General features: G+C 61.0%; 9 protein-coding genes. 3 read left to right on the top strand and 6 right to left on the bottom strand.

Annotated features, from left to right (window positions below; genetic code table 11):
* Window positions 1–249 precede the first annotated feature (249 nt).
* The 3 genes from JWR14_RS08040 to JWR14_RS08030 all read right to left on the bottom strand — a co-directional run bounded on the left by JWR14_RS08040 (window position 250) and on the right by JWR14_RS08030 (window position 4,301).
* Window positions 250–1,764: an aldehyde dehydrogenase family protein gene (locus JWR14_RS08040; RefSeq protein WP_299704181.1), complete on the bottom strand. Its 1,515-nt coding sequence runs from the start codon at window positions 1,762–1,764 to the stop codon at window positions 250–252.
* Between the two features lie 291 nt (window positions 1,765–2,055).
* Window positions 2,056–3,258: a PLP-dependent aminotransferase family protein gene (locus JWR14_RS08035; RefSeq protein WP_299704184.1), complete on the bottom strand. Its 1,203-nt coding sequence runs from the start codon at window positions 3,256–3,258 to the stop codon at window positions 2,056–2,058.
* Between the two features lie 23 nt (window positions 3,259–3,281).
* On the bottom strand, window positions 3,282–4,301 hold the full coding sequence (locus tag JWR14_RS08030) for a DUF1338 domain-containing protein (protein WP_299704178.1): 1,020 nt from the start codon (window positions 4,299–4,301) through the stop codon (window positions 3,282–3,284).
* Between the two features lie 184 nt (window positions 4,302–4,485).
* Here JWR14_RS08030 and JWR14_RS08025 point away from each other — a divergent pair, with 184 nt between their 5' ends.
* Window positions 4,486–5,403, top strand: coding sequence for a LysR family transcriptional regulator (locus tag JWR14_RS08025; protein WP_299704175.1), 918 nt, complete (start codon window positions 4,486–4,488; stop codon window positions 5,401–5,403).
* A 1-nt stretch (window position 5,404) separates the two neighbouring features.
* On the opposite strand, the gene JWR14_RS08020 is transcribed toward JWR14_RS08025, so the two are convergent.
* On the bottom strand, window positions 5,405–6,322 hold the full coding sequence (locus JWR14_RS08020; RefSeq protein ID WP_299704172.1) for a LysR family transcriptional regulator: 918 nt from the start codon (window positions 6,320–6,322) through the stop codon (window positions 5,405–5,407).
* Between the two features lie 101 nt (window positions 6,323–6,423).
* Here JWR14_RS08020 and JWR14_RS08015 point away from each other — a divergent pair, with 101 nt between their 5' ends.
* Entirely contained in the window at window positions 6,424–7,311 is an 888-nt protein-coding gene (locus JWR14_RS08015; protein WP_299704169.1) for an aldo/keto reductase family oxidoreductase, read from the top strand.
* Here the strand turns inward: JWR14_RS08015 and JWR14_RS08010 are convergent.
* A complete protein-coding gene (locus JWR14_RS08010; protein WP_299704166.1) occupies window positions 7,308–8,306 on the bottom strand; it encodes a nitrilase-related carbon-nitrogen hydrolase in 999 nt (332 codons plus the stop codon). The two genes, JWR14_RS08015 and JWR14_RS08010, sit on opposite strands and share 4 nt — an antisense overlap.
* Before the next feature lie 102 nt (window positions 8,307–8,408).
* Here JWR14_RS08010 and JWR14_RS08005 point away from each other — a divergent pair, with 102 nt between their 5' ends.
* Window positions 8,409–9,287 (top strand): LysR family transcriptional regulator, encoded by an 879-nt coding sequence (locus tag JWR14_RS08005; RefSeq protein WP_299704163.1) that lies wholly within the window; start codon window positions 8,409–8,411, stop codon window positions 9,285–9,287.
* 298 nt (window positions 9,288–9,585) lie between these two features.
* Here JWR14_RS08005 and JWR14_RS08000 read toward each other — a convergent pair whose 3' ends face one another.
* On the bottom strand, window positions 9,586–11,337 hold the full coding sequence (locus JWR14_RS08000; RefSeq protein ID WP_299704160.1) for a CocE/NonD family hydrolase: 1,752 nt from the start codon (window positions 11,335–11,337) through the stop codon (window positions 9,586–9,588).
* Between the last annotated feature and the right edge of the window lie 284 nt (window positions 11,338–11,621).

Below are 11,621 nucleotides of genomic sequence, written 5' to 3'. Positions count from 1 at the left end.
CAATTGAACGGACGCAGGGTATTCACGCAAAAAACAGCACGTGGACAGGCGGAACACGCCTCTGATGCAGAGGGGTCAAACAGGACAAGGGACAGAGTCGAGTGCAACGAGCACAACACCGGGGGATGACCGCGGAGACCTTTCGTCCGCTTGGCAAGCGCCGCGGTTGGCGCGTGCAAGCGGACCAAAGAAGTGGCGTGGGGGTGAGACGCCAGGTTTAAATCTTTCTTTGCTTCTACTTCAATCGGATCAAACGTCGAACTTCACGCCTTGCGCAAGCGGTAACTCACGGCTGTAGTTGATCGTGTTGGTCGCGCGGCGCATATAACCTTTCCACGCATCGGAACCCGATTCCCGGCCGCCGCCGGTTTCCTTTTCACCGCCGAACGCGCCGCCAATCTCAGCGCCGCTCGTGCCAATGTTCACGTTCACAATGCCGCAATCGCTCCCCGCCGCCGACATGAATTGCTCGGCTTCGCGAATGTCGTTTGTGAAGATCGCCGAAGACAAACCCTGTGGCACGCCGTTTTGCAGTTGCAATGCTTCAGCGAAGTCGTCGTAGGTCATCACGTACAGGATGGGCGCGAAGGTCTCGCGTTCGACCACAGCCGTTTGTGCAGGCATCCGAACGAATGCCGGACGCACGTAGTACGCATCGGCGTGGCCGCCTACCTCAACACGCTCGCCGCCCTTCACGTTGCCGCCTTGCTCGCGGGCATCGCCTAGTGCTTTCTGCATGCCGTCGAACGCAGCACGGTCGATCAACGGACCGACGAGCGTATCCGACTCGAGCGGACTGCCCACTTTCACCGATCCAAACGCTTTTTCCAGACGCGGCAGCAACTGGTCGACCACGCTGGTATGCACGATCAGGCGACGCAGCGTCGTGCAACGCTGACCCGCCGTACCCACTGCCGAGAAGGTCACGCCACGCACGACCAGATCGAGGTCGGCGCTGGGCGCGACGATCATTGCGTTGTTGCCGCCCAGTTCAAGGATGCTGCGACCCAGCCGCTTCGCCAGCACTTGCGCCACTTCAATCCCCATGCGCACGCTGCCGGTCGCGCTGACCAGCGGCACCTTCGGCGACTCGGTCAGCACCTGGCCTACGTCACGCGCGCCGAGCAGCAGCTGGCTCAGGCCTTCAGGCGCGACGCCTGGATGAGTTTTATCGAATTCACGCAGCGCCTTTTCGAACAGCGCGTGACAGGCGATAGCCGTCAACGGCGTTTTCTCCGATGGCTTCCAGACCACTGCGTCACCGCAGACAAGCGCCAGCGCCGTATTCCACGACCACACCGCGACCGGGAAGTTGAAGGCGGAGATCACGCCGACCACACCCAGCGGATGCCACGTTTCCATCATCCGGTGTCCCGGACGCTCGGACGCGATCGTCAGGCCGTAAAGTTGGCGCGACAAGCCGACGGCGAAATCGCAGATGTCGATCATTTCCTGCACTTCGCCCAAGCCTTCGGACGTGACCTTGCCCGCTTCCAGCGTGACGAGGCTGCCAAGCGCAGCTTTGTGTTCGCGCAGCACATTACCGAAAACGCGCACAAGTTCGCCGCGTTGCGGCGCGGGCACGGTACGCCATTTGAGGAAAGCGGCGTGAGCAGCGTCGATCTTGCGAGCGGCATCGGCCGGGGTATCAACGGCCAGGCCAGCCAGCGTCGCGCCGTCAAGCGGTGAACGCGCCGTAAGGGCATCGCCCTTCCACTGGCCGAGATCTACACCTAGTGCGCCAAGAATATCGTTCAGTTTCATCACTTCCTCTCCATGTCGGGTGGCTGCCGGGCGCTGCGATGCGGCCCGAAGGTCACAATTCATCAACACCGCTCTGAAACCCGCTCCAGCGCTTGAAGCGCACATTCGTCGGAACAGAGTTTCAGGGCTTAAAAAAACCGCTGCAATTGATTAATCGGCACGACTTGGTGCGTTAAGGGAACCAACTACACCCAGCCAAGCGTTCCATCTGCGTTCAGGTTATGCGATTAGAACGCGTTTCACCGGATCTGGCGAGCCATACGGCGGCTTGCCTTTGAACAGCACCGATATCTACCGGCTCGCCAGTGCGAGCTTGAGCCGCCGCACGCCTTCAAACACTTCGGCCTCGCCCGGCGCCGCGGCGAACGAAAGCCGCATGCTCGATTCGTCCGGATCACGCGCGTAAAACGCCGGTCCGGGAACATAGATCACGTTCTGCTCGATCGCACGCTTGAGCAAATCGGCGGAATGACGGCCGCTCTTCAATCGCGCCCAGACAAACATGCCGCCTTCGGGCATCACGTACTCAATCTCATCGGGCACGAACTGGCGCAGTGCGCTGCACAACGCCTCGCAACGCTTGCGATACGCCAGCGCGATGGTCTGCACATGTTCCGCAAGACGCCCACGCTCCAGGTAGTGACGCGCCGTTTCCTGCGCGAGCGGCGAGGTGCAGAGATCGCTCGTCTGTTTTGCGACGAGCATGCGACGTGTGATGGCAGGCGGCGCAATCGACCAGCCGATGCGCAAGCCCGGCGCCACGATCTTCGAGAGGCTGCCGAAATAGACGACCCAATCGCTCGCGCCCGGGATGGCATCGGCGAGCGCCGTGATCGGCTTTACCGGCTCACCCGAGAAACGTAGCTCACCGTAGGGGTCATCTTCGACCAGCAGGAAACGGAACCGCATCGCGAGCCGTGCGAGTGCTTCGCGCCGCGCCGCCGGCAAGGTCGCGCCGGTCGGGTTGGCGAAGGTCGGTACGGTGTAGAGCAGCTTCGGCCGCGTGGCCGGATCGAGTGCTTCAAGCTGCTCGGTGAGTGCGCCGACGTCAATACCCTGCGCGTCGGTGCGCACCGGAAGCAGCCTTGCGCCCGCGAGCCGCAACGCCTGGATCGCAGCGGGATAGGCTGGCTCTTCGATCAGGACAGCATCGCCCGGCGCGACCAGGATCTTGATCAGCAGGTCGAGACCTTGCTGCGAGCCTGTGGTCACGATCACGTCGTCCACTTCGCGCGTCACGCCGCGATCACTCATTAACCGCAGGATCGCGCGGCGCAGAGCGGGCGAACCGGCTGTGTCGCCGTATTGCAGGCACGCTATCGGATCGGACGCGTAAGCGTCCTCCATTGCCTGGCCGATACCAGCCCGATCGAAGAGATCCTTCGACGGATATCCGCCCGCGAACGAAATCATCCCCGGCCGGCTGAGGTACTTGAAAAGCTCGCGGATCGCGGAGCCTTGCGGCGCCTTGAAGGGACCCGTGAAGTCGTACAAATCACCGGAGTCAATAGCGGAATTCACGCGGCCGCCGTCATCTTGAAGATGCCGGTGGCATTGCCGGCATCGAAACCGAGATCAAGTTTGGCTCGCCCAGTGGCCTCGTCCATGACCGTATCGCGGCTGATGAACTCATAGAAGGAACCCGGCACGTCGCGCTCGATCCGCGCACCGTCGGCGCCGATGAACACCCGGCGCACGGGGTCAGCGCGAAACGCCGTCTGGCGCACTCGGCCCGACTTCGAAATTTCGACGCTGTCCTTGATCGGACGGCCGAGCTCGCGCTGGGCATCGGCGACGGCGAAGACATCATCCACACGGTCGGTCGCATGGTTAAACGCGTTGCCTTCGGTCGCAATCCATGCCATTTCCGCCGACTCGGCGCGCAGCGTTTCATAGTCCGTGAGACGCGGCACCGGGTGTTGACGCTCAAAACAGCGCACGAGCACGGGCATCAGGTTGAGGGCAATAGCCAGCGGCAGCGAATGGTCGCGCTCCAGCTCCGCCAGCGATGCAACCGCTTGCGGCGTCAGCGGATCGACACTCTCGCCAATCACGTTCGTTACGGCTTGCTGGAACTCGGGGCTGAAACGCTCGGGATGCAGCTCGCTGACGAAATACTGCGCGATTTCATCGGGGGCATCAACGTGCATGTAGGAGCGCCCCGTCATCTTGATGCGATCAAGCGGGTAGGTGCCGTTCAGCACAAAACCCAGCGGCTTCAGAATGCGTGTGAACGCGACTTCGCCCGGCGGCAACGCGCCGGATTCGGCCCAGCGCACGGTGCGCAACGCGCCGTGGTCGAACTGAACGCGGGTTTGCGTGTGAAGCAGGTCATCGGTATAAGCGCGGCCCGTTGGCACGCGCTTGAGCAGGCCGGCGAACAGCGCCATGTTCATCGCCTGCGCGAGTTCGGCACGGCTGACCGTGCCCGGCGCGATATCAGCAAGCACCGAGGGCAAGTTCATCAATCGCACTAACCCGGCTACATCAGATTCCGGAACGGCAACAGCGAGCAATGCGGCGAGATTCGAGTTCATTTATCCAGTTCCGGCTGATCAAGCGAGCTGCGAGCCCAGGGCCCGGTTCGGCGATTCACTGGAAGCCGATTCTGGAGGGCGGCAAAAAGGCGCGCAATTGATATAAACTCATCACTTCATTCGCAAAATGCACCAAGTCGAATAATCGCCTCTTCACGCGACTCCCAAACGGTACCGGTAAAACATGAGAAAAGGTATTCCCAATCTGGTCGCCTTGCAGATCTTCGAGGCCGCCGCACGGCACGAAAGCTTCACCCGAGCCGCCAATGAGCTCTCGCTTACGCAGAGCGCGGTATGTCGTCAGGTTGCGGGACTGGAAAGCCGCCTGGGCGTCGCTTTGTTCCTGCGCATCAAGAAGCGCATTGTGCTGACCGTGCATGGCCGTGATTACGCGGCGCTCGTGCGCAAGAATCTCGACCGGATAGAGCGTGATACGCTCGAACTGATGGCGCAACGCGGCGTGGGACGGATTCTTGAGATAGCGGTCGTTCCTACGCTGGCCAGCCAGTGGCTGATCCCGCGCCTGCCGCAGTTTCGCGCGCTGCGGCCGGATATCACCGTGAATCTTTCCATACGCACCGAGCCTTTCCTGTTCAGCGATTCGCCCTTCGACGCCGCGCTTTATTTCGGCGATTCGGTATGGCCCGGCACACAGGGAAAGTTGCTGTTTCGCGAGGGCAAGGTCGTGCCGGTGTGCAGCCCTTCCCTGCTCGACGGGAGTACGCCCGGCGCGTCGATTTCGCTGGAGCAACTGGCAGATTTACCGCTGCTGCATTTATCGACACGGCCCGACGCGTGGCGCACCTGGTTTCGTCTGAACGGACTTGAGCACGATGTACGAGCGGTACGCGGCGCGCGCTATGAATTATTCACGATGCTCACCAGCGCGGCTCAGGCGGGTTTGGGTGTCGCGCTGCTGCCGGAAATCTTGCTGGCGGACGAATTGTCATCCGGCCGGCTGGTCGTGCCACTGAATAAACCGATGTCCGGCAAGTCAGGTTATTACCTCGTCGCCCCCGATGAAATTGCCCACGACGAACCGTTCGTCGCGCTCTCGGACTGGTTGAGTTCGATCGTCCCGCAAATGGAAGCGGAGGGGTAGATCAAAGGGCGGCCGGATTGGATAACGAATCACCCGCTTTCACGAAATCGATAAAAACGCGCAACGGCGCGGGCAAATGTCGACGCCCGGGATAGTAAAGAAATGGCCCTGAAAAACACTGCCACCACGGTTCCAGGATCGGTTCCAGCGCACCGCTATCCAGATACGGGCGCAGCATTCCCTCGAACAGGTGTATCACGCCCACGCCCGCCACTGCCGTACTGATCGCAAGCTCCATCGCCGCACCGGGCCTGACCAGCAGCGGCCCCGTAGGATCCAGCCGCACCACCTCCCCGTCCCGCTCGAAATCCCACGTAGGCTTCGCGCCGCCGGCAAACTGGCCGCGCAAACACGCGTGCGAAAGCAACTCGCGGGGGTGCTCCGGGCGGCCGTGCGTATCGAGATATTCCGGAGTCGCAGCGGTCGCAAAGCGCTGCACGCGTGGTCCGATCGGAATGGCGATCATGTCCTGCTCGAGCCGCTCGTCGTAGCGAATGCCGGCATCGCAGCCGATCGACAGCACATCGACGAAACCATCCTCGACCACGACTTCCACGCGGATGTCCGGATAAGCTTTCAGGAATTGCGCGATGACAGTCGGCAATACGATCCGCGCCGCGCTCGACGGCACATTGAGTTTCAGCGTACCGGTTGGCTTGTCCCTGAATCCGTTCAGGACATCGAGCGATGCTTCCATCTCGCTGAACAACGGCGCCAGCTTTTCGATAAGACGCAGCCCCGGTTCCGTCGGCGCCACGCTGCGGGTGGTCCGGTTGAGCAAACGCAGGCCGAGTTTCGCTTCGAGGCGGCGCACGGCAATGCTCAGGCTCGAGGCAGAAACGCCGCTGATCCGGGCCGCGTCGCGAAAACCACCGGCGCGAGCGACTGACACGAACGCGGCAAGATCATTTAATTCCATGGTCACTGTGCACATTTTTAAACAACCCGTGCAATTTAGACCGGATTATCTAACAACGCAATCGTCTCCATACTGAGCGCACATTCATCAAGGAGCGCGTCATGTCGAATTCCATCCCCACCAGCACCTTTGAACTTGCCGGTCGCCCGGTGCATCGCCTGGGCTACGGCGCCATGCAACTGGCTGGGCCCGGCGTGTTCGGTCCGCCGAAGGATCATGATGCGGCGATAGCCGTTCTGCGCGAGGCGATAGCGTCGGGAGTCAATCACATCGACACCAGCGATTTCTACGGGCCTCACGTCACCAACCAGATCATTCGCGAAGCGCTTCATCCGTACCCGGATGATCTTGTGATCGTCACCAAGCTTGGCGCCGTCCGCGGTGAAGACGCGTCATGGCTACCGGCGATAGAACCGGAAGACCTCAGGCGCGGCGTCCATGACAACCTGCGCAATCTCGGCCTGGAAGTGCTCGACGTAGTCAACTTGCGGATCATGGGCAGCATCCACTCGCCCTCGGAAGGATCGATCGAAAAGCAGGTCACGGCGCTTGCCGAACTCCAGCGCGAGGGGCTTGTCCGCCACATCGGATTAAGCAATGTGACTGCGACCCAGATTGTTGAAGCGCAGGGCATTGCGAAGATTGTGTGTGTTCAGAACCAGTACAACCTGGTCCAGCGGGACGATGGCACGCTGGTCGACGAACTCGCGAGCCAGGGCATTGCGTATGTGCCGTTCTTCCCCCTAGGCGGATTCTCGCCGATTCAATCATCCGTGCTGTCCACGGTCGCTCAAACGGTCGGCGCAACACCCATGCAAGTGGCGCTCGCCTGGCTCCTGCATCGCTCGCCTAATATTCTGCTGATCCCGGGCACCTCGTCGGTCGTGCATCTGCGGGAGAACTTGCAGGCCGCGCAGTTGCGCTTATCAGACGCGGTGCTCGCTGAACTGGATGCGATCGGTGGAGCGACGTCGCACATTGATCGCTAGATCTGGCGGATGCGGCTGACCTGCGCGAAGCTCAGCGCGATCGCCCCTCTTGATGGGGTACCGCTGCGCTCCGCAAACGCATTTCCGCGTGGCAATACTGAGCGGACGGACGGCCCGTTGTTATCAGAACGACGGGCCGTCAGGCATTGCTGGCCGACGCTTCCCGCTATCAGGCCGGGGTTCACTTCTGCAAAAACCATCGGGCTAGATGAAGGTCCGTGCTCGGCTAGTACTCGTCCGCCCGGGTCAATGATCGTGCCGTGTTGATGGCTGCCCGTGTCCGACCCGTTGCTAACGACTACGAACATTCCGTTATCGGACGCCCGAGCAATCAATGACCGTCGCAACCAGTCGGCTTCTCCATCGCTTGCTGTTCTTTCTGTTGCATGCGGCCGGGCTCGTTGCCCGGTGGAAAGCCGCTGTAGCGAAGACTCTCCATCGCTGTCCGAACCATAGGTCCGATGCGGCGCAACGAGTAATGTCGCGCCCATCAACGCTGTCATGCGAACGTTCTCGATCAGGTAATTATCTGCGCCAATCAGGATGCCTATGCGAACGCCCCACTTCGTATCTAGGACGGTGTACTGCTCGCCGCACTCAATACCGGGGTGTTCAGCCGTCTGCAATTTCCGATGACAACACCGCACACCGCCCGGCATGCAAACCACATAGCTGTTGAACAGCCTCCCATCCGGCGCACGCTCGATAAAACCCACGCCCGCAGCCACGCCGGTGCGCTCCACTGCATTGGCGACTTTATCGATTGAGCGTCCATCGAGCGGCTCGGCGAGCGTTACAAGCTCGCGGCGACGAAAATTGAGGGTATCGCCATATCCGACGAGGCTGAACTCCGGGAAAACAACCAGCGAGATTCCTTGAAGCGCGGCATCGGCGAGTCTCGCTGATACGTTCGCGACGTTCTGCGATGCATTCCCGCGCAACGAGCTAAGCGGGACCGTCGCAACCTTGAATGGGGAAGATGAGGATAAGGACATGTCGTGCACCGCCTGACTGTAGAGCCGATTGAAGAGTCCATTGGACCGCCAGGCGTTCAATAAGTAAAATGAATCATTCGACACATTCAATTACTTCTTGGAATGGAACTCAAACTTCTGCGCGCTTTCCTGACCGTGACTGAGCTTCATCATTTCGGCCGCGCCGCCGAAGCGCTCAATGTCACCCAGCCCGCCCTCAGCAAGCAGGTCGCGGCGTTGGAAGACTCATTGGGTGCGCGGCTTTTTGAACGCGGCAGGCATGGCGCCGAACTGACTTCATTTGGCGCCGAGTTCCTTGGCGGCGCACAGACGCTGGTACGCGATGCGGACGAACTCGTCGCACGGGCGCGCGAAGCGAGCAGTGGAAAGCGTGGATATTTACGCGTAGGGCTCGGGCTCTCGACCTTGACCCTGGCGCCGCAATTGATCGCGGAATTCCGAAGGCTGAATCCGAACGTCAGCGTGTCGCTCAATGATCTTTCCTCAGCCGAGCAGACGCGCCGGCTTCTCGCGGGGAAGCTCGACGTGGGGTTCCTTCGCATGCCGGCCGACAGCGGGTTGTCGTGTGTGCCATTGCTAAGCGAAACCTTGGCGCTTGCCGTGCCTCAGCACGCAAAATGGAAGCGCCTTCCGGCTGACCTTAATGATCTCAACGAACCCGGGTTGATCGCGCTCGCGCGCAGCAGCGGACCCGGACTGGCAGCGCAGATAGATCGCTGGTGCAGCGAGCACGGTTTCGTGCCCCGGGTGATTCAGCAGACCGATGATATCCAGTCCGTTCTTGCTGCTGTCGCCGCGGGTGTCGGCGCTGCATTTTTGCCGTCCCGGGCGAAGTATTTGTTGCGGGATGCCAGGGTGTTGCCGTTGCGCGATGCGGCCGCCCGTTGGCAAGTCGGGCTGGCGTGGCAGCCGAGCCGCGATAACGCAGTGGCGACACGCTTCATCGAATTCGTACGTGCGGCGAAAATACCGGCGTTGTGAAGGAGTGTGCCTTAATCACCAGCTCCGGACCACTACGCCGCACCGCAAGCGACCGCGGTATTGTCGGGAGACGGGATTCGTTGAACTAGCAAGGAATTAGCTGGACTGCCGAGACAGCGCGGAAATCGAAGGGCCACCGCGCCGCAGTTGTCTCCAGGCGACTTGCCGATGAGGCTTTGTTCAGAGAGAGAGGCGCTTGACGACCCAAATTGGTCCCTGACGAGTGGCCGGTCCTTGGCAAGCAATTCCGGGAATATCCGCCGCTTTTTCGCTTTTTCGCTTTTTCCAGCCGTCGTTATTACTGCTGCGGCAAGAGCGGCAGCAACAAGCGCGATGACGAAAGTATGGTGTTAAGCGAACTGGTGCCGATGCTTGCATGCCGAAACATGAGCAGCGCCGGCTTCGTCTCGAGCTGATCGTCGGTCGTAAGATAAAAACGCATCTTGTGGCCCGCCTTGAAGCGTCGTGCGTTCGGGACCAGCGGAATCCGGTAGCGAACGGTTTCCCCGAGCGGCACCGAGTCGAACGTTCGACAGGGTAAAACCGGAGCGCCGGGGCGGCTCGACGGCTCGTCGACCTTTCTCAGGCCGGCACGCAGATATCCCGCCGTCACATCGACGATCGTTCCGTTGTCGCTGACGTCCTGGAGTATGGCTATGAAAGCCGTGTCGGGTGCGGTCGAGAGAGCGTCTAGCTGCAATTCGATCGGACCAACGATATCCAGATCGCTGGCTAAAGCGGCGGTCTCCCACGCCAGGAAGTCGGGCGGATCGGTTTCGCTGGGACGCGGTCGATTAAGTCCTGAGCCCAGATTCATGTAGACGCGTGAGGCGGGTTCGCCCTCTTCGACATCGAGCTTGCCGTCACCGCGGAGCGCGAATCCTCGATGCGCCATGGACGGAACGGGCCATGAGTCCGACGTGCGCCAACCATCTGCCTCCGGAATAACGTAGCGGATGGGCGGGCCGTCCAGGATGCCCGTGTCCCGGTCTTTCAGCCAGTGGTCGAACCATGCAAGCGCCTCGATATGCAAGCTCTCCCACGGCCACGCCAGACCGTGCTCGCCCATCATGGCGACCCGCACGTGCCGGCTGTTGCGCAGCTTCTCCCAGGCCTGGAACGTATGCGGCAGATGCAAGGGCACGTTCTGCCAGTCGCAGCCCAGGTACACCGGAACTTCGACGTTTTCGAGCAGCGGCAGAAGGTTGCGATCTTCCCACCAAGCATCGCGCACCGGATGCTCGGCGGCAATGGCCCGCCATAGATCGTCCCAGGGATGCGGGTCGTGATGCAACTTGAGCAGCATCTTCAATCCGGCGATCGCCGCTTCACCGTTGGCGTGCTCAAACCGTTTGTGAATGCCGGGCGTAAGTAGCAGTGCTCGTACACCATCGATTAGCTTGCTGCGCCAGAGCCTATTGGTGTGACCGGAGGTCATACCGATCATGGAAAGAAACGGTGTCACGAAGCCGCTGCTCATCAGGCCGTGATGGGTTGCCGACTCGTACAGGTCGAACGTGCCTGCGATCGGCATGATGGCCTTTAAATGCGGCGGCCGTTCCACCGCGGCTTCCATCTGCGTTCCGGCGAAATAACTGATGCCGATCATCCCGACATTGCCGTTCGACCAGGGCTGCACGGCGGCCCATTCGACCAGGTCGTGCATATCGCGGCGTTCCTGGCCGTCGTAGAAACCAAATGTGCCCTCGGATCCGCTGGTTCCGCGGCAATTGGCGATCACATGGACATATCCGCGCGGAACGAAAAAGTCGCTGGCGCCCGCTTCGATGAATCCGGCCGGCGCACCCAAGTTCTGGATCTGCCTGGGATAAGGCGACGCAGCGACCAGTACCGGGTAGCGCCCGGGCTGCGTCGGGCGATGCACGTCTGCCAGCAGATGGATGCCGTCTCGCATGGGAACGGCGACGTCATGGTCGCTGGACAACTCATGCTCAGGCTCGGAAAGGTTGCGATAATCGCGGCCAGTGGTCTGCGGCCCATTGAGGCGACGTTGCCCGGCTTCGACGCCGGAAATGCGAGGAGTGGTCATGGGACCCGTCTCCGTATCCGAGAAGTTCTTTGTAGGGTATGGATCTCCGTAGCCTTCTTAGCATAGCAAGCGGCGCGGTCGAAATATATGTCCGATAAGGGGTGGTGAATTCGCGAGGGTGAACGGCGGTTCCTGGCCGACCTCAGTCCGATGTCGTCGACCGAAGCGGCCCTTCGTCCCAGCCTGGACCTAAAGATGATCACCGCAGCACAACGGACGTCACGTGGCGTGACGTGGTTTTTTATAGGCAATTCGATTCGCGGATGCCCCGCGTATTGCTGCTG

This window comes from Caballeronia sp. (assembly GCF_028292365.1).
GTDB lineage: Bacteria > Pseudomonadota > Gammaproteobacteria > Burkholderiales > Burkholderiaceae > Caballeronia.
Note: the sequence above shows the minus strand (reverse complement) of the source record. Positions and strands in the feature narration are given on the sequence as shown.

What these genes read in the sequence shown, in the direction of transcription:
- JWR14_RS08015 (WP_299704169.1), top strand. Translation starts at nt 6,424, where the DNA reads ATGTCGAATTCCATCCCCACCAGCACCTTTGAACTTGCCGGTCGCCCG.
- JWR14_RS08000 (WP_299704160.1), bottom strand. Translation starts at nt 11,337, where the DNA reads ATGACCACTCCTCGCATTTCCGGCGTCGAAGCCGGGCAACGTCGCCTC.
- JWR14_RS08025 (WP_299704175.1), top strand. Translation starts at nt 4,486, where the DNA reads ATGAGAAAAGGTATTCCCAATCTGGTCGCCTTGCAGATCTTCGAGGCC.
- JWR14_RS08040 (WP_299704181.1), bottom strand. Translation starts at nt 1,764, where the DNA reads ATGAAACTGAACGATATTCTTGGCGCACTAGGTGTAGATCTCGGCCAG.
- JWR14_RS08010 (WP_299704166.1), bottom strand. Translation starts at nt 8,306, where the DNA reads ATGTCCTTATCCTCATCTTCCCCATTCAAGGTTGCGACGGTCCCGCTT.
- JWR14_RS08020 (WP_299704172.1), bottom strand. Translation starts at nt 6,322, where the DNA reads ATGGAATTAAATGATCTTGCCGCGTTCGTGTCAGTCGCTCGCGCCGGT.
- JWR14_RS08005 (WP_299704163.1), top strand. Translation starts at nt 8,409, where the DNA reads ATGGAACTCAAACTTCTGCGCGCTTTCCTGACCGTGACTGAGCTTCAT.
- JWR14_RS08030 (WP_299704178.1), bottom strand. Translation starts at nt 4,301, where the DNA reads ATGAACTCGAATCTCGCCGCATTGCTCGCTGTTGCCGTTCCGGAATCT.